Annotated in this window: 27 protein-coding genes; 14 read left to right on the forward strand and 13 right to left on the reverse strand. The window is 44.9% G+C overall.

Going from position 1 to position 25,672, the window contains the following annotated elements:
- Positions 1 to 27: 27 nt before the first annotated feature.
- Entirely contained in the window at positions 28 to 906 is an 879-nt protein-coding gene (dapA, locus tag QWZ07_RS18235; protein WP_029223468.1) for a 4-hydroxy-tetrahydrodipicolinate synthase, read from the reverse strand.
- Positions 907 to 1,280: 374 nt separating this feature from the next.
- On the opposite strand from dapA, the gene QWZ07_RS18240 reads away from it, so the two are divergent.
- Complete coding sequence (locus tag QWZ07_RS18240; RefSeq protein ID WP_017107219.1) at positions 1,281 to 1,823, forward strand: glycine cleavage system transcriptional repressor; 543 nt, start codon at positions 1,281 to 1,283, stop codon at positions 1,821 to 1,823.
- Between the two features lie 12 nt (positions 1,824 to 1,835).
- A complete protein-coding gene (gene bcp, locus QWZ07_RS18245; RefSeq protein ID WP_017107218.1) occupies positions 1,836 to 2,306 on the forward strand; it encodes a thioredoxin-dependent thiol peroxidase in 471 nt (156 codons plus the stop codon).
- Positions 2,307 to 2,462: 156 nt separating this feature from the next.
- Here bcp and QWZ07_RS18250 read toward each other — a convergent pair whose 3' ends face one another.
- Positions 2,463 to 3,539 (reverse strand): AI-2E family transporter, encoded by a 1,077-nt coding sequence (locus tag QWZ07_RS18250; protein WP_065110928.1) that lies wholly within the window; start codon positions 3,537 to 3,539, stop codon positions 2,463 to 2,465.
- Positions 3,532 to 3,771, reverse strand: coding sequence for a sulfurtransferase TusA family protein (locus QWZ07_RS18255; protein WP_017107216.1), 240 nt, complete (start codon positions 3,769 to 3,771; stop codon positions 3,532 to 3,534). The genes QWZ07_RS18250 and QWZ07_RS18255 overlap by 8 nt, the downstream gene beginning before the upstream one ends.
- Before the next feature lie 178 nt (positions 3,772 to 3,949).
- Between QWZ07_RS18255 and bepA the strand changes: the two genes are divergently transcribed.
- From bepA to QWZ07_RS18275, 4 genes are all read left to right on the forward strand, one after another.
- Complete coding sequence (bepA, locus tag QWZ07_RS18260) at positions 3,950 to 5,404, forward strand: beta-barrel assembly-enhancing protease (protein ID WP_017110366.1); 1,455 nt, start codon at positions 3,950 to 3,952, stop codon at positions 5,402 to 5,404.
- Between the two features lie 125 nt (positions 5,405 to 5,529).
- On the forward strand, positions 5,530 to 5,880 hold the full coding sequence (gene arsC, locus QWZ07_RS18265; RefSeq protein WP_017107214.1) for an arsenate reductase (glutaredoxin): 351 nt from the start codon (positions 5,530 to 5,532) through the stop codon (positions 5,878 to 5,880).
- Positions 5,881 to 5,886: 6 nt separating this feature from the next.
- Positions 5,887 to 6,480 carry an NAD(P)H:quinone oxidoreductase gene (gene wrbA, locus QWZ07_RS18270; protein ID WP_102297115.1) on the forward strand — a complete coding sequence of 198 codons (594 nt, stop codon included), beginning with the start codon at positions 5,887 to 5,889 and terminating at the stop codon, positions 6,478 to 6,480.
- Positions 6,477 to 6,914: a DUF2069 domain-containing protein gene (locus QWZ07_RS18275; protein WP_017107212.1), complete on the forward strand. Its 438-nt coding sequence runs from the start codon at positions 6,477 to 6,479 to the stop codon at positions 6,912 to 6,914. Before wrbA ends, QWZ07_RS18275 begins: the two co-directional genes overlap by 4 nt.
- 115 nt (positions 6,915 to 7,029) lie before the next feature.
- On the opposite strand, the gene QWZ07_RS18280 is transcribed toward QWZ07_RS18275, so the two are convergent.
- Complete coding sequence (locus tag QWZ07_RS18280; protein ID WP_192852225.1) at positions 7,030 to 8,289, reverse strand: DUF2066 domain-containing protein; 1,260 nt, start codon at positions 8,287 to 8,289, stop codon at positions 7,030 to 7,032.
- A gap of 278 nt (positions 8,290 to 8,567) precedes the next feature.
- On the opposite strand from QWZ07_RS18280, the gene QWZ07_RS18285 reads away from it, so the two are divergent.
- Entirely contained in the window at positions 8,568 to 9,806 is a 1,239-nt protein-coding gene (locus tag QWZ07_RS18285) for a uracil-xanthine permease family protein (protein WP_017107211.1), read from the forward strand.
- 161 nt (positions 9,807 to 9,967) lie between these two features.
- Here QWZ07_RS18285 and upp read toward each other — a convergent pair whose 3' ends face one another.
- Positions 9,968 to 10,594, reverse strand: a complete 627-nt coding sequence (gene upp, locus QWZ07_RS18290) for a uracil phosphoribosyltransferase (RefSeq protein ID WP_009847387.1) — start codon at positions 10,592 to 10,594, stop codon at positions 9,968 to 9,970.
- A gap of 169 nt (positions 10,595 to 10,763) precedes the next feature.
- Here upp and purM point away from each other — a divergent pair, with 169 nt between their 5' ends.
- Positions 10,764 to 11,804: a phosphoribosylformylglycinamidine cyclo-ligase gene (gene purM / locus QWZ07_RS18295; protein WP_008222945.1), complete on the forward strand. Its 1,041-nt coding sequence runs from the start codon at positions 10,764 to 10,766 to the stop codon at positions 11,802 to 11,804.
- Positions 11,805 to 12,086: 282 nt separating this feature from the next.
- Complete coding sequence (purN, locus tag QWZ07_RS18300; protein WP_192852226.1) at positions 12,087 to 12,773, forward strand: phosphoribosylglycinamide formyltransferase; 687 nt, start codon at positions 12,087 to 12,089, stop codon at positions 12,771 to 12,773.
- A gap of 107 nt (positions 12,774 to 12,880) precedes the next feature.
- Here the strand turns inward: purN and QWZ07_RS18305 are convergent, their stop codons facing one another.
- Positions 12,881 to 13,726, reverse strand: a complete 846-nt coding sequence (locus tag QWZ07_RS18305; protein WP_017079424.1) for a class II glutamine amidotransferase — start codon at positions 13,724 to 13,726, stop codon at positions 12,881 to 12,883.
- 65 nt (positions 13,727 to 13,791) lie between these two features.
- Complete coding sequence (gene lpcA, locus QWZ07_RS18310) at positions 13,792 to 14,367, reverse strand: D-sedoheptulose 7-phosphate isomerase (protein ID WP_192852227.1); 576 nt, start codon at positions 14,365 to 14,367, stop codon at positions 13,792 to 13,794.
- 327 nt (positions 14,368 to 14,694) lie between these two features.
- On the opposite strand from lpcA, the gene fadE reads away from it, so the two are divergent.
- Positions 14,695 to 17,160, forward strand: coding sequence for an acyl-CoA dehydrogenase FadE (fadE, locus tag QWZ07_RS18315; protein ID WP_192852228.1), 2,466 nt, complete (start codon positions 14,695 to 14,697; stop codon positions 17,158 to 17,160).
- Positions 17,161 to 17,355: 195 nt separating this feature from the next.
- On the opposite strand, the gene QWZ07_RS18320 is transcribed toward fadE, so the two are convergent.
- The gene (locus QWZ07_RS18320) at positions 17,356 to 18,603 is read right to left on the reverse strand and encodes a TIGR03503 family protein (protein ID WP_099165299.1); all 1,248 of its coding nucleotides are present in this window, start codon (positions 18,601 to 18,603) and stop codon (positions 17,356 to 17,358) included.
- A gap of 9 nt (positions 18,604 to 18,612) precedes the next feature.
- A complete protein-coding gene (gene dnaQ, locus QWZ07_RS18325) occupies positions 18,613 to 19,401 on the reverse strand; it encodes a DNA polymerase III subunit epsilon (RefSeq protein WP_192852229.1) in 789 nt (262 codons plus the stop codon).
- A 56-nt stretch (positions 19,402 to 19,457) separates the two neighbouring features.
- Here dnaQ and rnhA point away from each other — a divergent pair, with 56 nt between their 5' ends.
- A complete protein-coding gene (gene rnhA / locus QWZ07_RS18330; RefSeq protein ID WP_017107203.1) occupies positions 19,458 to 19,922 on the forward strand; it encodes a ribonuclease HI in 465 nt (154 codons plus the stop codon).
- Positions 19,923 to 19,964: 42 nt separating this feature from the next.
- On the opposite strand, the gene QWZ07_RS18335 is transcribed toward rnhA, so the two are convergent.
- Positions 19,965 to 20,747 carry a class I SAM-dependent methyltransferase gene (locus QWZ07_RS18335; protein ID WP_029225915.1) on the reverse strand — a complete coding sequence of 261 codons (783 nt, stop codon included), beginning with the start codon at positions 20,745 to 20,747 and terminating at the stop codon, positions 19,965 to 19,967.
- Between the two features lie 53 nt (positions 20,748 to 20,800).
- On the opposite strand from QWZ07_RS18335, the gene gloB reads away from it, so the two are divergent.
- The 3 genes from gloB (at position 20,801) to QWZ07_RS18350 (ending at position 23,884) form a co-directional block, all read left to right on the forward strand.
- On the forward strand, positions 20,801 to 21,559 hold the full coding sequence (gloB, locus tag QWZ07_RS18340) for a hydroxyacylglutathione hydrolase (RefSeq protein WP_017107201.1): 759 nt from the start codon (positions 20,801 to 20,803) through the stop codon (positions 21,557 to 21,559).
- 70 nt (positions 21,560 to 21,629) lie between these two features.
- Positions 21,630 to 23,201: a LysM peptidoglycan-binding domain-containing protein gene (locus QWZ07_RS18345; RefSeq protein ID WP_017110375.1), complete on the forward strand. Its 1,572-nt coding sequence runs from the start codon at positions 21,630 to 21,632 to the stop codon at positions 23,199 to 23,201.
- Positions 23,198 to 23,884: a YIP1 family protein gene (locus QWZ07_RS18350; protein ID WP_017110376.1), complete on the forward strand. Its 687-nt coding sequence runs from the start codon at positions 23,198 to 23,200 to the stop codon at positions 23,882 to 23,884. Before QWZ07_RS18345 ends, QWZ07_RS18350 begins: the two co-directional genes overlap by 4 nt.
- A gap of 100 nt (positions 23,885 to 23,984) precedes the next feature.
- Here the strand turns inward: QWZ07_RS18350 and QWZ07_RS18355 are convergent, their stop codons facing one another.
- From QWZ07_RS18355 to QWZ07_RS18365, 3 genes are all read right to left on the reverse strand, one after another.
- Complete coding sequence (locus QWZ07_RS18355; RefSeq protein WP_192852230.1) at positions 23,985 to 24,827, reverse strand: endonuclease/exonuclease/phosphatase family protein; 843 nt, start codon at positions 24,825 to 24,827, stop codon at positions 23,985 to 23,987.
- Between the two features lie 60 nt (positions 24,828 to 24,887).
- On the reverse strand, positions 24,888 to 25,226 hold the full coding sequence (gene glnB, locus QWZ07_RS18360; protein ID WP_004738609.1) for a nitrogen regulatory protein P-II: 339 nt from the start codon (positions 25,224 to 25,226) through the stop codon (positions 24,888 to 24,890).
- Between the two features lie 130 nt (positions 25,227 to 25,356).
- Entirely contained in the window at positions 25,357 to 25,668 is a 312-nt protein-coding gene (locus QWZ07_RS18365; RefSeq protein WP_004734334.1) for a c-type cytochrome, read from the reverse strand.
- Positions 25,669 to 25,672 lie beyond the last annotated feature (4 nt).

A 25,672-nucleotide genomic window follows, 5' to 3' on the forward strand; every position in this document is an offset into this window, starting at 1 on the left:
GTTCGCTTCGGCATCATTTCATACGTTTTAGTAAATGCACGCTTCAGTCATTGCTTGAGCAACAACAGGTTGAGCTGGCTTTGACAATTCAGTCAACGGTAGACGTAAGCCACCTTCAGCAATCAGACCCAATTTGTGAACCGCCCATTTTACGGGAATAGGGTTAGATTCAACGAACAAGTTTTTGTGAAGAGGCATCAAACGCTCATTGATCGCTTCTGCTTCTTCAAACTTACCTTCTTTCGCTAGTTTGAACATGGTTGCCATATCAGCAGCTGCAACATTATTGGTTACAGAGATAACACCATCACCACCACGCTTAACAAATTCTAGACCTGTTAAGTCATCACCACTTAGTAAGATAAAGTCTTCGCCACAAAGTTCACGGTGAATTGCAATTCTGTCGAGATCACCCGTCGCATCTTTAAGTGCAACGATGTTTTCGATCTCAGCAAGGCGAGCAACCGTTTCTGGTAACAAGTCAACGGCAGTACGACCCGGAACATTGTATAGGATTTGCGGAACGTCACTAACTTCAGCAATCGCTTTATAGTGTTGGTACAAACCTTCTTGAGTCGGTTTGTTGTAGTAAGGCGTTACGCTCAGGCAACCAGCAATACCAGAACCGTTCAACAAACGGCTGAATAACACTGACTCGTGAGTTGCATTTGCGCCTGTACCTGCAATAACAGGGATACGACCATCGGCAAATTCAACGATCTTATTGACGACTTTGACATGCTCTTCAATAGTGAGCGTAGAAGACTCACCTGTTGTGCCAACCGCAACCAGACCATCACTACCTGCAGCAACATGGTACTCAACCAACTTTTTAAGGCTGTCGAAATCCACTTCACCATCTGTATTAAATGGCGTAACTAGCGCAACGATACTTCCTGAAAACATGTCTATCTCCCTTAATTTATTCTTTTTGCATGTTACTGTAAGCCGATCAATAAACACAAGACATTAAAGTGGCTTACTGGCAACAACTGCATTAAATATTGTCGTATGTTTGAGGTAAAACGACTTCTAACGCCGTTCTATCTAAAATTTTGGTCATCTACGCTCAATCTAACGGATAGGGCTAAACTCGATGTCAGTAACAGGTAAGCTGTCGCAACGTGGCGCTATCTTGTTTTTTTAGCCTCCTCGACATTCCTACCATTTGCTGCGCATTGGAAGAAAAACGCCTCATAAAAGCCCCCCTCCTACACTTATTCCTTTTGTTAACTGTGCTAACATGCATGAATCAATGGAATATAAAGAGACGTGATTTTATGACTCAACATCTAGTAATCACAGCTGTGGGCACAGATCGCCCAGGTGTATGCAACCAAGTGGTTCATTTAGTCACCCAATCAGGCTGTAACATTATTGATAGCCGTATCGCTCTATTTGGCGAAGAATTTACGCTTATCATGCTACTGTCTGGAAAGGCAAACAACATCACCCGCGTTGAAACCACCTTGCCCTTGCTTGGACAAGAGCACGACTTGATTACGATTATGAAGCGAACCTCAACTCATGATGTGATTGAGAACTCTTACACCGTAGAGGTGTTCGTTGAGTCAGACGACAAAATCGGTCTTACCGAGCAGTTCACTCAGTTCTTTGCAGACCGCAACATCGGACTCGACTCGCTGAGCGCACGAACCATAAATAAGTCCAAGGTTCAACTCGACAACGATCAATTCCATATCTCTATTACCGCTTCTGTTCAATCAGAATGTAATTTGATGCAGCTACAAGAAGAATTCGACGCGCTGTGTCTGAGCCTATCCGTACAAGGCTCGCTCAACTTTATCAAAAACAGTCTTTAAAAAGGAAATGTCATGAATACGCTAACGGCTGGTGTTCCAGCACCTGCTTTTTCTCTTCCAGATCAAGATGGCAATATCGTATCTCTTGGTGACTTTAAAGGTAAGAAAGTACTTTTCTACTTTTACCCAAAAGCAATGACTCCAGGTTGTATCGTACAAGCGGAAGGCCTGCGTGATATCAAAGCACAGCTTGATGACCTGAATGTGGTTGTTCTAGGTGTGAGTGTTGATCCAGTCAAACGCCTACCAAACTTCGTTGAGAAGAAGTCTCTGAACTTCACTCTATTATCAGATGAAGACCACAGCGTTGCTGAACAGTTTGGCGTTTGGGGTGAGAAAAAATTCATGGGTAAAATATACGATGGTCTGCACCGTATTAGCTTCCTAATCGATGAAGAAGGTCAGATTGAACACGTCTTCAACAAGTTCAAAACCAAGACTCACCACGAAGTGGTTTTAGATTACTTCAACCCAGAAGCTTAATCTCGATTTCAGTGAGTTGACTCTCTAAATTCGCACCTAGCGAATCTAAATACACGACTCACTAAGCCAAATGCAAAAAGGCCGAATATCATGGATATTCGGCCTTTTTAATACTTATTCAAATTGAATGCGCATTCAAATTGATAGCGCATTCAATTACGATTGATGCTCAGGGTCATCGTCTAATGCATGACTCGGTAAGGCATTCCAAACCGCCTTCACTAAGGTCGCCAGCGGGATAGCAAAGAACACACCCCAGAATCCCCACAGTCCACCAAACACTAATACCGCAACAATAATCGCGACTGGGTGCAGGTTCACTGCTTCAGAGAACAGAACCGGAACCAATACGTTGCCATCTAGTGCTTGGATGATGCCGTACGCAAGTAACAGCCAGTAGAACTGAGGTTCTAGCCCCCATTGGAACAGGCCAACAATCGCCACGGGAACAGTCACAGCAGCAGCACCGATATAAGGAATCAGAACCGAGAAGCCCACCGCTACAGCCAATAGTGCTGAATATCGCAAATCCAGAATCGCAAAGGTTACATAGCTGACACCACCGACGATCAAAATCTCGAGAACCTTACCGCGAATGTAATTTGAGATTTGTTGATTCATCTCTACCCAAACCTTGGTCGCGAGGCGACGGTTCTTAGGTAATACGCCGCTTGCCATTCTGATCATCTCTTCTTTATCTTTCAGTAAGAAGAAAATCAAAAGAGGGACAAGAATCAGGTAAACCGCCAGTGTCGCCAAGCTCACAAGAGACGCTAAAGAGCCTTTAACAACGCTTTCGCCAAAGCCTAGCGCTTTGTTCTTCGCGTTAGACATAATTGACTCAACAATCTGTAAGTTAGCCAGTTCAGGGTAACGCTCTGGAATCGTCGCGATGAACTTTTGTAGGCTGCCGTACATGCTTGGAATATCATTGATTAGGTTGCCCACTTGCTCCCAAATGGTCGGTACCAAACCAAATATCGCCAATAGCATCACGCTAAAGAACATTAATATCACCAACATCACTGAAGGGGTTCTTGGAACACCGAGTCTTTGAAGTTGGGTAACGGGCCACTCAAGTAAGTAAGCCAACACAATGGCCACCAATAATGGCGCAATAAGGTGACCAAAGAAGTAGATCGTAATAAAGCCGAATAGAATGATGGCAACCAAACTGACAGCATGGGGATCAGAGAAACGTCGTTTATACCAACGATTGACCATTTCAAGCATCTGACTGCAATTCCTTTTTAGTGACGAGGATATGATGGTAATTAGAGCAAACCTCAGCGATGACGTCATAGGCTTGCTTAGACAAAAAAGTAACAATATCTTTCATCGAGCTATTATCAGAGACATAAATTGACAATGACTGTCCTACTTCTAACTTTACACTGTGACGCTTGGCTAATAATAAAGCCATTGGACATCGCTCTTGGCGTAAATCTAGAATATTAGGTGTCATTCTTGGGCTCGATGCTTATTATAAGGGTCGTATTGTAATCTGTTTTTGAAAACGCGCCATCATTCATTCATCTTCCTTAATGATAGCGCACGCACTTGGTAAAGGTTAAATCAGATAAAGAACCAATTTGCATTGCTCTTGTCTTACTGTCAGAAGAAACGGAGTATTACTGACTAATATGTTTAAACGCGCTCGTTCAATTGCTTGCTTATGCATCGCAGCCACATTAAGCACACCAACTTTGGCAAATACCAATGGTTTGGAGCTACCGGATATCGGCACCGCTGCTGGCGGCACACTCACTATCGATCAAGAACTTATCTATGGTGATGCCTACATGCGCATCATCAGAAGCAGCCAGCCCATCGTCAACGATCCTGTTCTAAACCAATATATCGATACGCTCGGCCATCGCCTTGTCGCAAACGCGAATGATGTAAAGACCCCTTTCCAGTTCTTTATGATCCGTGACCGCAACATTAACGCCTTCGCTTTCTTTGGTGGTTACGTTGCTTTGCATTCTGGTCTGTTCCTGCATGCTCAATCGGAAAGTGAACTCGCTTCGGTATTAGCGCACGAAATCGCGCACGTTACCCAACGTCACTTAGCACGTAGTATGGAAGACCAAGCTCGCCGTTCTCCAGCCACCATCGCAGCGCTTGCGGCGTCTGTATTGCTGGCGATTGCAGCGCCTGAAGCTGGTATTGCTGCATTAACCGCAACAACGGCGGGTAACATGCAAAGCCAAATCAACTACACACGTAGTAATGAAAAAGAAGCCGACCGCTTTGGTATCAACACGCTCGCAAAAGCTGGGTTTGATGTGAATGCAATGCCACGTTTCTTTGGCCGCTTGGCTGATGAATACCGCTACGCAAGCACACCACCACCAATGCTACTGACTCACCCATTACCAGAAGATCGAATCACAGATTCTCGTGCCCGTGCTCGCAGCTATCCGCCACTTAAACTGGCTCCATCACTGGATTACCATCTGGCAAGAGCTCGCATTGTCGCGCGCTATGCGGGTATCAACAATGATGCGGCCTTGGACTGGTTTGCACGCCAACTAAAGAAAGCACCGAAAGCTATAGTGCCTTCATTAGAATATGGCCAAGCATTGGTTTATCTAGATACTAAAAAATTAGATAAAGCAGAGCCAATTCTAACCAAACTCATCAACAGCGATCCAACCAATCTGTTCTATTTAGATGCGATCTCAGATCTGCACATTGAACAGAAACAGCCCGAGATAGCGATTAAAGAACTTAAATCGGCACTGGTTCGCCAACCAAACAACCCGGTTCTGACCATTAACTACGCCAATGCGCTGATTGAAAATGAAGACCTACAGGAAGCCGTTCGCGTGCTGCAACGTTACACGCACGATAACCCGAACGACACCAATGGCTGGCACCTACTTTCAAAAGTAAATACGAGCTTAGGTAATAGCGACGAAGAATTGGCCGCTCGCGCAGAAATTTTGGCACTGCAAGCTAACTGGAACAAAGCGATTCAGTACTACACGCAGGCAAGTCAAATCGCAGAACTCGGCAGTCTAAAACAAGCACGTTACGATGCTCGACTCGACCAGCTAATGATTCAGCGCGAACGTTTCTTATCGCTGCAATAAGTTTGTTTCATTAGCCGTAATTCTTGGTAAAAGCATAAAAAGAAAGCTCAACGTAACATAATAAAGAAGCCACTCAGGTGGCTTCAACTGAACAACTAAATCAAAAATAATAATGAGGAAGAACCATGTCTGTCGTGATTTATCATAACCCACGTTGCTCAAAGAGCCGTCAAACTCTCGAACTGCTTGAAGCGAACGGCGTACAGCCAGAGGTTATCAAATACCTAGACACACCTTTAACTATTGAGCAGCTTAAAGTGCTTTTCACTCAGCTTGGTTTTACCAGTGTGCGCGAGATGATGCGCACCAAAGAAGCAGATTACAAAGAAGCAAATCTTGGTGATGCATCGGTGACTGATGAAGATCTTTTCTCAGCAATGGCGGCAAACCCAAAACTGTTTGAACGCCCTGTTGTTGTTGCGAACAACAAAGCAAAAATTGGTCGTCCACCAGAGCAAGTACTAGAGATCCTGTAAGCCAATATGAGCATTAACATTCTTGTTCTCTACTACAGTCGCCACGGCAACACACAAGCGCTAGCAAGACAGATTGCACGAGGGGTTGAATCTATCCCGAACTGCGAAGCCATGCTGAGAACGGTGAACGACGTGTATACGGTAGAAGAGCAGCCTGATTCACGTTATCAACCAACAGATCCTATCGCGACCTTACAAGAGCTCCGTTCTTGCGATGGTTTAGCACTAGGCAGCCCAGTCTGGTTTGGCAACATGGCTGGGCCAATGAAGCACTTTTGGGATAGTACAACATCACTGTGGATCAATGGCGATCTCATCGATAAGCCAGCTTGTGTCTTTACTTCTTCTTCATCACTGCATGGTGGTCAAGAGACGACACAACAAAGCATGATGTTGCCTCTACTTCACCATGGCATGTTAGTTGTGGGAATCCCCTATTCAGAACCTGCGCTACACACCACTCAAACCGGTGGCACACCTTACGGTGCCAGCAGTACTGGAGAGAGCGCTTCATTAAGCAAAGAAGAAATTGAGTTGGCACAAAACCTAGGCAAACGCTTAGCGCGCATCGCTATCAACCAGAAGGGAATCTCTCAATGATGTATATGCCAGAAACGGCTATGTCTCCCAAAACCAAGCTCTTTCGCTACCTAGCGTTAGCAGGCAACTTGTTGCTTTTATTTTGGGTAGTGGCTTGGCAGATGACGCTTTCACCGCACCCGCATCTTAGCAATGTCACACTTGCGATTGCTTGGGCTGTACCGCTGTTACTGCCATTGCCGGGCATTCTAGCAGGCAAGCCTTATACGCACGCTTGGGCGAATTTCGTCTTAATGCTCTACTTCCTACACGCGTTAACGATTATGTATGTAGACGGTGGAGAGCGTTTATTAGCGGCTGTAGAACTACTCCTGACTAGCCTAGGCTTCGCAGGTAATATCTTGTTTACCCGTTTTAGAGCCAAAGAGTTAGGTATTAAGCTTAAGCGCCTTTCTGAAGTAGAAAAGAAAGAGAAAGCTAAGTTCGAGCAATAATATTGATTCGATGCTTTAGAGCTTACATAACACCAGAACAACAAAAAGCCCTGCGAGATAACTCTTGCAGGGCTTTTTTCATGATGTCATTTCAATCAGTAATGTTGGTAGACGATTACGAGCGAACCCATTCATATACTAGGCTTGGCTTAGCGTGTACTGGTGCTGTTACAGTAAGCTCTTCTTCACCAGATTCGTCTAACGTTACATCAGAAGTACCTGTTAGCTCAGCATCCGTAGATACCTCACTGCCTTTAATCACTTGAACGTTTGAGTCAGTCTCGCTACCCTCAGCATCAACAGCGTCTGTTGAATCATCGCCGACAGACATGGAGCTGTCTTGCGTTTCAAATTCAGGGCTCACTTCAGGTTCAATGTAAGACTCTTCAACCTTCGCGACTTGGCGAATGCTTTCAACTTCTTGCTCAAACTCTTGTTGAGTCGACAATAAGTGAATTCGGAAGGTCACTTCGTTGTTTTGAATCTTAAGAATATCTAGGCTTGCAACTGAATTTAAACGTTTAAGTGCACTCTCCAACTGGAAGAAATCTTGCGCGTTATTCAGGCTAATAAACTGCGTTAAGATTGATTCCGAAGACTCACTCGCAACCGTTACTGCACTCTTACTCGCGTAGTAGTTACTGATTTGGTCAACAAGCTTCTTAGAAGTCGTCGCGCTGTTACCCGATACTGAACCACTCACAGGCGATTTTGGTGCGCTCGTCAGTTGGTTTGGTTTTTGGTCATACAGAGTCCAGCGTAAGCCAGAAGATTGAGCTTTAATCACCAAAACAGCATCAACCGGGTAACGCTGACTCGCTTTACTGATTGGCGTAACAAAGCTACCCCAAAGATCAGAGGTCGCAATACCGGTAATATCGTCAAAATCACCGACTGGTAACGTCAGGGGTAAACCGCGCTCTTTTGCGTTGGCTTGTAAACCAGCAGCCAATTGTGAATTGGAGTGTTCCCACACGATATTCTTGTCGTAGTTCTGCTCTTCCACCAGCCAAACAAGGATATTTGAACGAGTGTCAGGCCAGTACGGCAACTGTGCTTGCGTCAATAGAGAACGGATTTGAGCACCGTTAAAACGCATACGCAACGTTGATTGGTCATTGCTCTCGCCAAAGCTCATTTGAGACATGTACTGCGAACTCTTACGCATCGCCTTTTGAATCGTCTCATTCGAAGCGACATCGGTTTGGCCAGTCGCACGTATTAATACCTGCTCCATACCTGTATTTCTTGCCACTTGTTCTGGCTGTTTGTTTTCAGCGTTAATCGCAACTTCAGCACTAAAAATATCTACTTGAGTTAAGGCATAACTCGGAGAGGCTAATAGTCCAATCAACAACAATGCTATGTAGCGCATACTGATCCTAATATTCAAATCTTGTGCCTAGATGATAAGCAACTATGGATTGAGGGGCAAGGTCGATAGCGCCCACTGTGTTTAATAACCTTAAAATATCACCTGGCCATGATAAATCGCTCACTTATAAACTGAGTTTTTCGAGCGACGATGGATGTAAAACATCACTAAGATAAATAAATTTGATCTATTTGGTGTGGCAATCGATTGCTAAGTGATAGAATCCCGCGAATTTTATTTTTCACTTTTCATATAACGACCATTTTTAAGGACATAACATGAAAAATGCTCTGCAAGGTGCGCAAATGCTGTTTGTAGCGTTTGGTGCGCTTGTACTGGTGCCACTACTAACAGGACTTGATCCCAACGTTGCACTCTTTGGCGCAGGTATCGGTACCCTTTTATTCCAACTTATTACACGCCGTTCAGTGCCAATCTTCTTAGCATCTTCTTTTGCATTCATCGCCCCTATCATGTTTGGTATTCAAACTTGGGGTGTAGGTGCAACCATGGGCGGCCTAATGGCAGCCGGTGTTGTGTATGTATTAATGGGTGCCTTAATTAAGGTACGTGGTGTAGCCTTCATCCACAAACTGCTTCCACCCGTCGTGGTTGGCCCTGTAATCATGGTGATCGGTTTAGGTCTTGCGCCTGTTGCGGTAAACATGGCGTTAGGTAAAACAGGCGATGGTGCAGTTCAGCTTATCGATGCAGATGCAGCACTGTGGATCTCTTCAATTTCACTGCTAGTAACGATTGTCATCAGTGTGTTCTCAAAAGGCTTCCTTAAGCTACTGCCTATCTTTGGTGGCATTGTCGCAGGTTACATCACAAGCTTAGTATACGGCGTCGTTGATTTTACCCCTGTCGCTCAAGCTGCTTGGTTAGCTCTACCTAACTTCACAGCACCAGAATTCAACATCAACGCTATCTTCTTTATGGTGTTTGTTGCGATTGCACCAGCCGTTGAACACGTTGGCGACATGCTTGCTATCTCTAACGTAACCGGCAAAGACTACCTTAAGAAGCCAGGTCTACACCGCACAATCACAGGTGACGGCGTGGCGACTATTGCAGCTTCTATGCTGGGCGCGCCACCAAACACAACCTACAGTGAAGTAACAGGTGCGGTAATGCTGACGAAAGCATTTAACCCAGTGATAATGACTTGGGCAGCAGTAACAGCGATTGTTCTAGCATTGGTTGGTAAGTTAGGTGCTCTACTTCAAACGATTCCAGTTCCTGTAATGGGCGGCATCATGATTCTACTGTTTGGTTCAATCGCAACAGTCGGCCTGAACACCCTAATTCAGAGCAAAGTTGACCTACACAAATCACGTAACCTTGTGATTGTCGGTATTACTCTAGTATTCGGTATTGGCGGCATGGCATTTGGCATCGGTGACTTTAGCCTTCAAGGCGTAAGCTTATGCGGTATCGTGGCGATTCTACTAAACCTAGTCCTTCCTGAAGAGCTAGGCGATAACACCGTAGTAGACAAAGCCCAAATCGACTAACTGCAAGTCAACAAACTGTAGAGGCTTGTGATCCTCAATTAAGAGCATCACAAGCTAGCAAGATCAAAAAAGGGAGAGCATCGAATGCTCTCCCTTTTTATTAATACGGATAATATCAGCGAGTTAAGAAACGGTTTAGCGTAACTTAAGCTGAAACCGAATTACTTAGTACCGAAGATCTTATCACCAGCATCGCCAAGACCAGGAACAATGTAGCCCTTGTCGTTTAGCTTCTCATCGATTGCAGCAGTGTAAAGCTCAACATCTGGGTGCGCTTTTTCTAGTGCAGCGATACCTTCAGGGGCAGCAACAAGTACCAGTACTTTAAATACTTTACAGCCTTGCTCTTTTAGAAGGTCAAGAGTTGCAATCATAGAACCGCCAGTTGCTAACATTGGATCAACCACTAGAGCAATACGCTCATCAATGTTAGATGCTAGCTTGTTGAAGTATGGTACAGGCTCTAATGTTTCTTCGTCACGGTAGATACCCACGACACTGATTCGAGCACTTGGCATATGCTCTAAAACACCATCCATCATGCCTAGACCTGCACGTAGGATTGGCACTACTGTTACCTTTTTACCTTTAATTTGGTCAACTTCTACTGGGCCGTTCCAACCATCAATAGTTACACGTTCAGTTTCAAAGTCTGATGTCGCTTCGTATGTTAGAAGGCTACCCACTTCTGTCGCTAGCTCACGAAAACGCTTAGTACTAATGTCACCTTCACGCATCAGGCCAATTTTATGTTTTACTAGCGGGTGTTTCACTTCAACAACTTTCATTTCCAACTCCGGCAATATTTAAACAAACCTGTAGATTATACACGAACTGTGGGGTTATTTCAGAATCTTTATTCTAATAAAAAAAACCGCGCAAACGTTTGCTCTTCGTAATCAAGCCCTGTTAGAATAGCGCCGTTTTCACATCCAACTTAAGTTCGAGGACTATCCCGTGAGTGGTAATACTTCTTCTCTAAGCTACAAAGACGCTGGTGTTGATATCGATGCAGGTAATGCACTAGTAGACCGTATTAAAGGTGCTGTTAAACGCACTCGTCGCCCTGAAGTAATGGGCGGTATTGGTGGCTTTGGCGCCCTATGTGAACTTCCAACGAAATATAAAGAGCCGGTACTTGTTTCAGGTACTGATGGTGTTGGTACTAAACTTCGCCTTGCTTTGGATCTGAAAAAACACGACACCATTGGTATCGACCTAGTGGCAATGTGTGTGAACGACTTAATCGTTCAAGGTGGTGAGCCGCTATTCTTCCTAGACTACTACGCAACAGGTAAGCTAGATGTAGATACAGCAGCAGATGTTGTTTCTGGTATTGCTGAAGGCTGTGTTCAAGCAGGTTGTGCACTCATCGGCGGTGAAACTGCTGAAATGCCAGGTATGTACGAAGGCGACGACTACGATGTAGCCGGCTTCTGTGTTGGTGTTGTAGAAAAAGCTGACATCATCGACGGTACTAAAGTAGCTGCAGGCGACGCACTTATCGCTGTTGGCTCAAGTGGTCCACACTCAAATGGTTACTCTTTGATTCGTAAAGTTCTAGAAGTTTCTGGTGCTGATAAGAGTGAAGAGCTAGAAGGTCGCACTATCGGTGAACACCTACTAGAACCAACTAAGATTTACATCAAATCGGCACTTAAGATGATTGCAGAGCATGACATTCATGCTATCTCGCACATCACAGGTGGTGGTTTCTGGGAAAACATCCCACGCGTACTTCCTGAAGGTACTAAAGCAGTGATTGATGGCAAGAGCTGGGAATGGCCTGCTATCTTCAACTGGCTACAAGAGAAAGGTAACGTGGAGACATTTGAAATGTACCGCACTTTCAACTGTGGTGTAGGCCTAGTTGTTGCTCTACCTAAAGATCAAGCAGACGCTGCTGTTGAACTGCTGAAAGCCGAAGGCGAAAACGCTTGGGTTATCGGTGAGATCGCAAACGCTGAAGCTGGCGAAGAGCAAGTTGAAATCAAATAAGTGATACGCTCACTTACTTAGTTAATCAATGAGGACCTAATGGTCCTCATTTTGCTATTTAGCCCGCAGAAAACCTTAGTTTATGTAGGTAATATAAATACCAATCGTAGTAAATAACTGGTCATCCTAGCTTGTTAAAATGCTCGATCACGTCGTTAGAAATTTTGATTGTAGGATAACTACTTATCGAAAATTTCTGCCTTGTTCTCAAGCCTTTTTCCTACGCTATTTATGATCACTTACTTACTGTGATTGGTATAAACCTCCCCGTTAACCAATCGCATGACCCACTCTATGAAGAACATCCATTCTATGAATAACAGTCACTCTAAGAAAAACATCGTCGTTTTAGTCTCAGGAAGCGGAAGTAACTTGCAGGCAATTTTGGATGCCTGTGAGAGCCACACGATTGACGCCTCTGTTAAGGCCGTTTTCTCAAACAAAGCAGAGGCTTTTGGTCTAGAGAGAGCAAAGTCAGCAGGTGTTGACGCTCATTCGGTGAATCCAAAAGAATTTAATTCGCGTGAAGAATTTGATCATGAATTGATGGTTCAGATCGATGCTTACCAACCCGACCTGATTGTACTCGCTGGCTATATGCGCATTCTGAGTTCAGAGTTTGTTCGTCATTATGCGGGTAAAATGGTCAATATCCACCCTTCTCTGTTACCTAAGTATCCGGGGCTGCACACCCACCAGCGTGCTATTGATGCTCAGGACAAAGAGCATGGCACCAGCGTCCATTTTGTTACCGAAGAGCTCGATGGCGGTCCTGTAATCTTACAAGCTAAGGTGCCTGTATTTGAAGGGGATGATGCCGACATGCTAGCGAGCCGAGTACTCACCCAAGAACATTGCATTTATCCTCTGGTCTGCAAGTGGTTCGCGGAAGATCGTTTATCAATGGCAAACGGACAAGCTATCTTAGACGGCAAGGCATTGGGCAAGCACGGTTACGCAGAAGAGTGATTCGTTAAAACTAAACCAAATAAAAAACAAAAAGGCCGCTTACTGATTCATTAGTTCAGTAAGCGGCCTTTCTTTTATGCGTTTCAAATTAATACTATTCGGAATACTTAGCTCAATGGCTCAGTCGGTGCTTGGCTTGCAACCTTTTTAGGTGCGTAAGCAACATCTTCCAACGCTTTATGGTTATTGCCGATCAACTCACCAAAATGAAACAGGGCATATTCGCCTGGCTTCATTCTAAACCACTCTTCATTGCATGTTAGAGGCTGCGTTGCGACGACCGTAACCACATCATTTGGCGTGGTCTCTTCTTGAAAGTTTATCTCAACATCTTCGTCAATCAGGCTCGCATTACCAAAAGGTGCACGTCTTGTTATCCAGTACAAGTGATTCGTACAATAGGTCATGACGTACTCACCATCACTGAGTAGCATGTTAAAGACACCTTTCTCACGCAACTGGTCACAACATTCCGCGACAAAGCGAAACATGCCTTCCATGTCTTGTGGTGGTTCAGGGAAACGATCTTCTAGTTGTTTCACTAACCAACAAAAAGAAAGCTCACTGTCCGTCTCGCCTACAGGTCTGAAACGACCACTAACCAGATCATCGTAATCCGTTAATTGGCCATTATGAGCGAAGGTCCAGTATCGTCCCCATAGCTCACGGGTAAATGGGTGAGTATTTTCTAGATTAACGCCACCACGATTGGCTTGACGGATATGACTGACAACAGCTTGGCTTTTAATTGGGTAGTTTTGAACTAACTCAGCAATCTTTGATTCACAGCTAGGGTTAGGATCTTTGAACGTTCGAAAGCCCTTCCCTTCATAAAAGGTGATTCCCCAACCATCACGATGTGGTCCGGTATTACCTCCACGCTGCATTAGGCCGGTGAAACTAAAACAAATATCAGTTGGCACATTCGCGCTCATACCGAGCAATTCACACATGGTTTAATCTACTCCCTTTTAAAACCAATGGAGCCTAAGCAGGGCTCCAAATGTCTGTAAAACTATTATTCCATTTCTTTTTCGACAAGCTGAATCACAATATGAATGATCTTAATGTGAATCTCTTGGATGCGGTCAGCGTAACCAAAATGCGGAACTCGGATTTCGATATCAGCACAACCTGCCATTTTACCGCCATCTTTACCCGTCAATGCAATCGTCTTCATGCCTTTAGCTTGAGCAGCTTCAATCGCTTTCAAAATGTTGGCAGAGTTACCTGAAGTTGACAAACCAAACAACACATCGCCTTTACGACCCACGGCTTCTACATAACGAGAAAAGACATAGTCGTAACCAAAATCGTTACTTACACAAGACAGGTGGCTAGGATCTGAAATCGCAATACCAGCGTAGCCTGGGCGATTTTCACGGTAACGGCCAGTTAGCTCTTCCGCGAAGTGCATCGCATCACAGTGTGAACCACCGTTACCACAAGAAAGCACTTTGCCTTCTTGTTTAAATGAGTCAGCAATCAATTTTGCCGCAGCTTCGATCTGAGCGATATTATGATCATCACTCAAAAACTTGTTAAGAACGTCAGCAGCTTCGTTCAATTCACTTTTGATTAGGTCTTGGTACATAAGGCTTATCTCTTATATTTTTTTACGCAACTTAAAGTACGTGAAATGAGAGCTGAGGGTTTTTCCCTCTTTATAACTGAGTTTACCCACAAACATGAAATAGTGTCGATACTTAAGCCAAAAGATTGCTACCAAAATTAATATCTCACTGCAGAACCGTCCAATTATTCACCACCAACCTCTCACAATTAGAATTTTAACTCTATTAAGATCACTTTTTACCCAATTTAGAGTTTTACAAATATTTAATATTTTGTTTACACTTAACTGGTTAGACCTCTTACCTAAAATCATAACGATAAGTGATCTCTGAAAAGGAAATCGATCATGAACATATTGCTCTCCCTACTTGCCATGACAACCATCTTTGGTGTCTGCCTTTACCATAGAGTTAGTCTGGTACGTGCTTTAATCGTATTAACCGGTTCAATGGTTGTACTGACATTGTTTGGCGGCGTAGCTGTCACTGGCTGGCTTTGTTACCTCTTGGCCGTTGCAATGCTTGCTGTACCTGCAATTCGTCAAACCATCATCAGCCAAAAAGCACTTTCTTTGTTTAAGAAAGTACTCCCTGCAATGTCACAGACAGAAAAAGAAGCATTGGAAGCGGGTACCGTATGGTGGGAAGCTGAGCTGTTCAAAGGCAAACCAGAATGGAAGAAACTTCAGGACATTGCTGACCCTAAGCTCTCTGAAGCTGAACAAACCTTTTTAGACGGACCTGTAAATCAGGTTTGTGAAATGGTGAACGATTACCAGGTGACGCATGAGTTAGCTGATCTTCCACCAGAAGTGTGGCAATTCCTAAAAGACCACAAGTTCTTTGCCATGATCATCAAAAAGAAATACGGCGGTTTAGAATTCTCAGCTTACGCTCAGTCTTTGGTTCTACAGAAGCTAACGGGTGTTTCGAGCGTATTATCATCGACAGTTGGCGTACCTAACTCACTAGGCCCTGGTGAGCTATTACAGCACTACGGCACTGAAGATCAAAGAAACCATTACCTGCCACGCCTAGCTGAAGGTAAAGAGATCCCTTGTTTCGCACTGACCAGTCCAGAAGCAGGCTCAGACGCTGGCTCTATACCGGATTACGGTGTGGTATGTAAGGGTGAATGGGAAGGTGAAGAAGTCTTGGGCATGCGCCTAACTTGGAACAAGCGTTACATCACCCTAGCGCCTGTCGCGACTGTTTTGGGATTAGCGTTTAAACTGCGTGACCCGGATGGCCTGCTTGGTGATCAAAAAGATCTTGGTATCACCTGTGCGCTTATCCCAACTGATTTAAAAGGTGTTGAGATTGGCAATCGCCATTTCCCACTCAATGTTCCATTCCAAAACGGTCCAACTCAGGGCGACGACATCTTCGTACCAATCGATTTCATCATTGGTGGCCAGAAAATGGCAGGCCAAGGCTGGCGCATGCTGGTTGAATGTCTATCGGTTGGCCGTGGTATCACGCTGCCTTCAAACTCAACAGGTGGCATCAAGTCAGCAGCACTGGCAACAGGCGCTTACGCTCGCATTCGTCGTCAGTTCAAACAACCAATTGGCCGTATGGAAGGGGTTGAAGAGCCACTAGCACGCCTAGCGGGTAATGCTTACGTGATGGATGCAGCGAGTAACCTAACCGTTGCAGGTATCGACCTTGGCGAAAAACCTTCAGTTATCTCTGCCATCGTTAAGTATCACTGTACTCACCGTGGCCAACGCAGCATCATCGATGCGATGGATATCGTCGGTGGTAAAGGCATTTGCTTAGGTCCATCAAACTTCTTAGCGCGTGGCTACCAAGGTTCGCCAATCGCGATTACCGTTGAAGGGGCAAACATCCTGACTCGTTCAATGATCATCTACGGTCAAGGCGCGATTCGTTGTCACCCTTATGTTCTAAACGAAATGGAAGCGGCTTATTCTGAAAGCAGCGATGCTCTTGATAAGTTCGATTCGGCGTTAGCTGGCCACGTTAGCTTTACACTCAGTAACCTCGTTCGCAGTTTGTGGTTTGGTTTAACCGACGGTCGTGGTTCTGATACGCCAACTCCAGTTAATAAAACTGACAAACAAACACAGCGCTACTACCAAAAATTGAACCGCTACAGCGCTAACCTAGCGCTACTGTCTGATATTTCAATGGCAATACTAGGTGGTTCTTTGAAACGTAGAGAGCGTCTTTCTGCAAGACTGGGCGATATCCTGAGTCAACTCTACTTAGGGTCTGCAACACTTAAGCGTTTTGAAAGTGAAGGCAGCCACGCTGAGGATCTACCGCTAGTACATTGGGGTATGCAAGATAGCTTACGTCAAACTGAAGTCGCGATTGATGAGTTCCTAGCGAACTTCCCTAACCCGGTAATTGGACGCCTACTTCGTGTTGTACTGATGCCATTTGGTCGTATTCGTCGTGCACCCAATGACAAACTGGATAGCCAAGTAGCAAGCATACTACAAACACCAAGTGAAACTCGTTCACGTATTGGCCGCGGTCAATACTTAGAAGCAACGGAATACAACCCTGTTGGTAAAATAGAAAAAGCACTAGAAGTGATTCTGCAAGCAGAGCCTTTATTCGACAAAGTCTGCAAAGAGACGCATCAAAAACGCGCTTTCTTAAGACTCGACCTTGTTGCTCAATTAGGACTTGAGAAAGGTATTTTAAATGAGCAAGAAGCTGCGTTGCTTGTTAGCGCTGAAGAACACCGACTGTACACAATTAACGTTGACGACTTCGCACCAGAGGAACTCGCAGCAAAGTCACAATATCCAGGTCAATCGATTGATAACGTGGCCTAGCCAAAGTATCAGTATGTAACTAAGCAACTCAGTTGCGAAACCAGATACACGAGATAGACCAGAAGCAAAAACGGGACTCATAGAGTCCCGTTTTTTTATATCACAATAAAGTAGTCGTAATGTTACATCCATGAGCTACTTACATCTATGAGCTAAAGCGAACGCTGAATGACCTTGCCAGCGTCGACTCCTGATTTATTTAGGAGCTCTTAGCTGCATCTCAGGTTGAGCTTGCTTCTTCGCGGTCACTTTACGAATCACAAACCAGATCAATAAACCCAAGAGAATTGCGACAACATTACCGATGGCGATGATGATCATACTGCGTTGTCGGTCATCTTCGCGTTTCTGAAGAATCATCAACTCTGTCGCGATACGTTTTTGCTCGGCTAGCGCTTCTTCTTGAAGGCGTCTTGACTCCGCTAAATCGATATCTTCAACAACGCTGTATGATTGTTCTGTAATTGGAAAGATCAGTGGACGTTGACTTGAAGCATCGGTGGCGTAAACCATCCCTGACCAACTATAAATCCCCAAATCACCATTGTAAGGCACCTCTAAAGGCACTTTCATCGCATCGACTTCAGCTTGCCCTTGCTTATACGTTACATACTCATCAGGGGCTTTGTGTTCAACATGAACGGCTAATGAACTTGGGGCTATCATGCCCGGCTCACCTGATACGACGATCGTATGAGGCAGCCCTTCTTTGCGAGACTGAATAAATGTTGTGGTGAGCGGTGTTGGATAGACTAAGACCTCTTGCTCTTGCGCTCGAAGGAACACACCATTGCCAGAAGTAATACGCGCACGGTATTTACCCGGCTCAATATCAATCGGTAACGACACAGTAAAAACGCCATCTCCGGCTTGCTCATCAAGACCACTGCCATCGTCGGCAAATTCGCCCATCACAACCGGAATTGGGCGCGCCTCTCTCACTAAAGACTCTTCATTTTCAACGAACTTAGTAAACGTAACTTTAAGCTTTACGCGATCTAAAAAATCGCGCAACACTAAAGGTTTGCCGTCTGATGTCAAACGAGCCGTAAATTTAATATTTTCGGTTTGATACAGTTTGTCTGGGAAGTCATTGGCATCTAAAACAAGGTGAGACAATAATTTGATGTTGTTCTTAGGTGAGACCTTACCAACCGCTTGCCAAGGGCCCGGCATCGGTTTGTCGATAGATATGATATCCATTGATGATTCTTCGTACCAACGGACATTATCGGCATTGCGCCAAGCATAGTATTTCTTGCCGTCAGGGCGAACCAAAACGACAGGTTTAGAGTTATCGGCTCGATAAATCACAAAGGTGACTTGTTCAATACTGGGATCAACGCGAAAGCGGTTGTCCAATAAACTCATTACGGATTCCGTTGCCGCATGCAAGCTAAAGCTTAACAGCAATAAGTAACCGGTAGCCAATACCCTTAACATACTTTCTCCCTACTGACGCCAGAGGCAGCTTCCGCTTTTCTCGACGAGATCTAAACGACTTTGATGCGCTTCTACTTCATCGGCCGTAGCTCGTAAAACCTTTAGGGATTTTCGACCACTTTCTGCTCTTCGGATACTTTCTGCACCACCATCTTGTTGGCCAGCGTTAAATTGCAGCGAAGTTTGTCCACCTGTCATCAATAAATAGACGTCAGCTAGAATCTCCGCATCGAGTAAAGCGCCGTGGAGAGTACGGTGTGAGTTATCAATACCATAACGATCACATAAGATATCTAGGTTGTTTCTTTTACCCGGGAATATCTTTTTCGCCATCGCCAAGGTATCGGTAACTTTACAGTAGTCATCCGTTTTACCAATCGCAGGGTTAAGCTTCTCAAACTCATAATCCATAAAGCCAGTATCGAAGGGCGCATTGTGAGCCACCAGCTCAGCACCTTTGATAAAGTCGAGAAACTCTTTGTGAATGTCTTGATACTCAGGCTTATCTACCAAGAACTCATCAGTAATACCGTGAACGCCAATCGCCTCTTCTTGAATGGCACGATCGGGTTTGATGTAGACGTGAAAATGACGCCCGGTCAATCTACGGTTGATGATCTCGACGGCACCGATTTCTACGATGCGATGACCCATATAGTGAGGACCACCTTCCGTATTCATACCGGTTGTTTCGGTATCGAGTACAATGATGCGTTTGTTTTCTGCGTTCGCCCCATTTTCTGATTTGGAGTTCGCTGCTGCGTCAACGCTTTGTTCTAGAGTGCTACTGGTATTCATAAGGATATCTGTGTCAGACTATGCCGATAATGTGCTTGAGGTAATAGTATCAAATCATGACGAAACAAGTTGAAATTTTCACTGATGGTTCTTGTTTAGGCAATCCAGGTCCCGGTGGCTATGGCATCGTACTTCGCTATAAAAAAGTCGAAAAGACACTAGCAGAAGGCTTCACACTGACGACCAACAATCGAATGGAAATGCTCGCCGCAGTCATTGCGCTTCAAGCACTCAAAGAACCCTGCTCTGTGATTCTAACAACAGACAGCCAATACGTACGTCAAGGCATCACCCAGTGGATCCATAACTGGAAAAAGCGTGATTGGAAAACAGCGGATAAGAAGCCAGTGAAAAACGCCGACCTTTGGCAAAGGCTAGATAAAGAGACCGCGCGTCATAGCGTTGATTGGCGTTGGGTAAAAGGGCATGCAGGACACAGAGAGAACGAAATGTGTGATGACCTAGCTAGAACCGCTGCTGAGAACCCAACTCAAGAAGATACGGGCTACCAACCAAGCTAATTGATAATTTCTTAGCCTAATTAATAGATGAAAAGCCAACGACTAGTCGGCTTTTTCTGTTTTTAGCGGATATGAAGCCTTGTTCGAATGCTGCGTGGGACGGCTATTGGTTCTAAAGCTTGCTCCTACAGGAGAAAAGCGTCGTTTAAGGTGCCAATGAGGCTTAATCGGTTTGAGCGGATAGGTACGCTTGCGAGCAACAATAAAGTATTGGCTTCCCGCAAAAGAAGCACAGCCACCCAAGCTGTTCTCTAACCAAGTCCACATCGCCTGATATTTACTCATCGGAAACAACGCATAGGTATCGCAGTGAATCACTTCATAATTCAACACACCTAACCAATCTTTCACACGATTTGGCGTATACATACGCCCACTCCAAGGCAAACTGTTCTTACGCCAAGGCAGTAAACTTGCGAGTCCGGTAATACTAAACGGATTGAAGCCAGTAATGATGATATAGCCATCATCCATCATCACTCGATCAACCTCTCTCAATAACCGGTGAGGGTCGTTGCTATAATCTAATTGATGACTGAGCACCACAACATCAAAGCTTTTCTCTAAAAAGGGTAAATTATAGCCATCCGCTATCACATTATGTAATGGGTTCTGGATATCTAGGTTTACTTGATGTTGAATGTTGCATGTGCAGCTAGAAATCTCACTACTGAGGCCGCCGAGCTTGAGCATATGGTAGCCAAATAGCTTTGGACACCACTCATCGAGTCGAGTTTGAATAGATTCTCTCAACCAGTCCCCATTGTGCAACTGTGCCCAAGTGTAAGGACATTCAAACTTTTTTCTGCTACGTGCTGGCTTCATCAATAATCTGTCTCACTTATTCTGTCGCACTAAAAGTGACTGGAGAACCAATAATGTTACATATCAAAAGCATACCTGCATTTAACGACAATTACATCTGGCTGATTCAAAATAGCGATCGCCGTTGTGCTGTCGTCGACCCTGGTGATGCTGCTCCAGTATTAGAGTACTTAGCACATCATGAGCTAACTTTAGATGCAATCTTGATTACACACCACCACCATGATCACATTGGTGGCGTTCCAGAGTTAGTCAGACAATTCCCAAGCGTAGACGTCGTTGGCCCTAGAAATGAGCCAATTCCAACCCTGACTCACCCAGTCGATGACGGTGACCAGTTGGAACTGTTTGGTGAGGTGTTCCTAGTGCTTGGGCTAAGTGGCCATACTGCGGGGCACATTGGTTATGTAGGTGATGCAAAACTATTTTGTGGTGATGTGCTGTTTTCAGCTGGCTGCGGCCGAATCATGGAAGGCACACCACAACAGATGTTTGATGCACTGAACAAGATCACGGCACTTCCTCAAGAAACCGAAGTCTATTGTGCCCATGAATACACTGCCGCGAATATCGCTTTCGCACTGGCTGTTGAGCCTGATAACCAACATTTGCAGCAATATCGCGACCAAGTGAACCGACTGCGTGCGCAAAATAAGTCGACCATCCCCACAAATTTGAGACAAGAGAAGTTCGTTAACCCTTTCTTGCGTTACACCGAGCCAAGTGTAATCAAATCAGTCTCTAACCGCACCGAAAACACCGATCCTCTGTCAGTGTTCACCGCTTTACGTACGTGGAAGAACGAATTTTAACAAATACAGACTTGTCACTCATAGGGGGTGGCAAGTATTATCATCGGCCGTTTATTAAAAAGGCTGTAACATGCGAGTTAAGTACAGCTGGGCTTTGGTACTACTACTATCTGGTTGCCAATTAACTCAGTCAGAGAATCCAGACCAAGCTTCCGAGCAAACCAACACATCTCCTACTAAAGAAGTTTCTCAAGCGAACGTTTCATCAGAAGCGACCAAAGAAGAACCCAAAGTTGAAGCACCTGTCGTTACTCCACAAACACAACAAGATGTTTGGAAACGTATTGCGATGCAACTTGAAATGGAAGTACCAGACCAAAAGAAGGTCGATTACTACCGAACTTGGTACCTAAAGCACCCTAGTCATCTAAAGACCGTCTCACAACGTGCTGAACCCTTCCTTTATCTGATCACAACTAAGATTGAAGAAAAAGGCTTACCACTAGAATTGGCATTGTTGCCAGTTGTAGAAAGTTCTTTCGATGCGTTTGCCTACTCTCATGGCAGCGCTGCAGGTCTATGGCAGTTTATTTCTGGCACAGGCAAAGATTACGGACTAGAACAGAACTTCTGGTACGACGGTCGTCGTGATGTCGCCGCTTCTACCGATGCTGCATTGGATTTTCTATCAGACCTCAACAGACGTTTCGATGGCGATTGGAACCATGCCATTGCTGCCTATAACAGTGGCGGTGGTCGTGTAAGCAGTGCTATCCGCAAAAACAAGAAGCTAGGTAAGCCAATCGACTTCTTCTCTTTGGATTTACCAAAAGAGACCAGCAGCTATGTACCTAAGCTACTTGCACTAGCTGACGTGATTGCCAACCAAGAAAAGTATGGCATCGACATTCCTGCGATCCCAAACAAGCCGGTATTGACACTGGTTAACCCAGACGAACAACTTGATCTGGCGATTGCGGCAAACTACGCAGGCATTCCGGTAAAAGAGCTGCAAGGCTACAACCCCGCTTATAACCAGTGGGCGACGGCACCAGAAAAACATCAGCAATTATTGCTTCCTCTAAGCTCTGTTGAGAAGTTCAACAAAGAAGTGGCCGCTAATAAAGGCAAAGGCATGAAGTTGGTGCGTTATAAAGTGCAATCTGGCGATAGCATCAGCGTATTGGCGAGTAAATACAACACCACCAGCAAAGTGATTCGCTCTGCAAACGGGATGAGCAACAACAATATCCGTATTGGTCAGCACCTACTTATCCCAACCTCAACCAAAGACGACAAAACGTACGCACTAAGCGCTTCAAACCGCCTAGCAAGCACACAGTCAAAGAGTCGTGGCCAATATAAGCTTAGCCATACGGTAAGAAGTGGTGACAGCCTGTGGACGATTGCACGCGCAAATAAGGTATCTCACCAATCACTAGCTAAGTGGAATGGCATGGGGCCACGCGACACACTGCGTATTGGTCAAGAACTGGTCATTTGGAAGAATGGTTCAGACGGCGCCATCATCCGCACTATCTTTTATAACGTAAGATCGGGTGACACAGTCAGCGGTATTGCATCAAAGTTCAAAGTAAAAAGTGCAGATGTTGTAAAATGGAACACTTTGCAGAACAAAAAATACCTACAGCCAGGACAGAAACTGAAGCTGTATGTTGATGTAACTAAGGTAAGTGTATGAACCCGTCAAGTAACCCACTCGTCATGCTGTTGGATATCTTCCGAGCACCAACAGCTTGTTTCTTAGCGCTTTATCAGAGAAGTGCTTGGGGATGGCAACCCTACGTCGTATTAATACTCAGTCCATTTTTATTTTGGGGTGCCTATTTTTCGAATGTAGATTTTGCATGGTTAAGCGCAGAGTTGTCACAGCAACTTGCTCAAACGAACCCAGATCAATTGGCGTTACTTGACAGCAATACCCTACTCGCAAGTGAAATCATCAGCGATGTGTTTGGCCGAACGTTAACCATCGCCCTGTTGGCGTTTTGGTTTAACCTAGCAACCAAACCAAGCCAACACCAACACAGTTACTGGCGATGGTTTGCAGCTTCGTCAGTTGTGATGTTCCCGGCTGTTTTAGGAGATGTGGCGAGCTACGCAAGCCTCATACTCAAGCACGGACATGTGATGAACTACGCGGCCGACTTGAACAGCTTAAACGGCTTAATCAAGTTACCGCTCACCAGTGATTGGTCGCAGTTTGCTAGCTCATTACCACTGTTGCTGCCATGGTACATCGTGCTGGGTTATGCCGCAGTATTGACGTGGACTGAGTTTGAACGCGGGCAAGCGCTTGTGATTTCAGGCTTACCATGGGTTGGCTACTACCTAATCTGGGCGCTCTACATTTTAATCTTTTAAGTTGAAGAGATAAGGCTAGTGAAAACTCTCTAGCCTATTTGCTCCGTTAGATTACCCAAGGTAACCACCGTGCGAATGGTTAAGCTCCAATAGCTAATAACTATTTAGCCTTAAAGGTCACTTGCATAGGGTTATGATCAGAAGCGTCCGTAATGGGCGCTTTTGCTTTTTCTACCTCTAGCCCTCGATAGAACACGTGGTCGAGCACCAGCCCTGTAATGAACTGAGTTCTGTTATCTGGCTCAAAGGCAACTTCCGTCAAACCAACCTTCTCCAACGCATCTTTCAATACAGTAAAGCGAGCCTCACTCCAGCTATTAAAATCCCCAGCAAAAATAACAGGTCCACGATACTGTTGCAGATTGTCAGTTAAGCTCTTGAGCTGAGCCTCGTAATCTTCCGTACCAAAGGTAAAGTTCACGGCATGGATATTAATCACAGCCAACTCTTCGCCATTACTTAGTTGGTAGCGCGACCAAAGCGCGGATTTAGGCAGTTGAAGCCAAGGTTCTTCATGAGTATAAGCACAAGCTTCGATCGGTAGATGCGTCGCTAGGTTGAGTACGCCCGCACTTTGTTCAAAAGCTTCAAATGCATTCACTCGAGTACTTCCCCACTGGCCACTCGTCACCCATTGACGAAGCCCTTCTGTCATACTCGCCTCTTGCAGTAACACTAGATCGCTTCCTGCCGACAGCTTATTCAGTTCACTCTGCCAATTACTGCGGTTTTGCTTGTAAATATTCCACACGGTGAGACTCAATCCGTCAGATACATCAATCGCCTTAGGTTTCGAGTTTTGATAGCAGCTATAGATATCATTACTGGTATTTTGAGAGGAAGTGATCAGGTTAGGTTTATTCGGGATCACGAAGATAAGATGAAAACTAGCAACAGCAAGTATTATCAAAACTGCGATAGCCATGATGGTTTTCTTAAACATACAGCACCCTACCAGAAATGAAAAAGGAGCGATAAACGCTCCTTTTAGGGTAATAGTTTTTTATACGGCGTCTTCGTCTTCTTCGCCAGTACGAATACGTACCACACGTTCAACGTCAGTAATGAAGATCTTACCGTCGCCGATTTTACCAGTTTGAGCCGTTTCGATAATGGTATCAACACATTGGTCAGCCACTTCGTCGGTCACAACAATTTCCAATTTCACTTTAGGTAAAAAGTCGACCATGTACTCTGCGCCGCGGTATAGCTCAGTATGACCTTTCTGTCGTCCAAAGCCTTTAACTTCAGATACTGTCATACCCGTAATGCCCACTTCTGCAAGTGCTTCACGTACATCATCAAGCTTGAATGGCTTAATAATGGCTTCAATCTTTTTCATGTTCATCCCTTAAACTGTGCGAATAGGTCATTATCGGTTAGCTATAGTAAACATTCAATGAAAAAAGCCAGAGCTTTAAAGCTCTGGCTCGAAATTTATCGTCTTGTTTAATCAGCGCTTTGAGAAGGTTTTACTTAAGGCTTGCGTAGTAAGCGGCTAGATTTGCGATGTCTTCATCACTCAGCATAGAAGCTTGAGCCTGCATTACAGCGGCCAAACCACCATTACGCTGTTTTGTTTTGTACGCATTGATTGATGAAACGATGTACTGCTCGTTTTGTCCTTTCAGGTTTGGGTAACCCGGAATCATAGCGATACCATCAGCACCATGACACGCCGCACAGATCGCTGCTTTAGCTTGACCTGCAGCAACATCACCCGCCAGAGCGTTACCACTCAATAGTCCGAATCCAAGAACTAATCCTAGTGTAATTTTTTTCATTGCA

Origin of the sequence: Vibrio lentus (genome assembly GCF_030409755.1) — a bacterium.
Classification (GTDB): domain Bacteria; phylum Pseudomonadota; class Gammaproteobacteria; order Enterobacterales; family Vibrionaceae; genus Vibrio; species Vibrio lentus.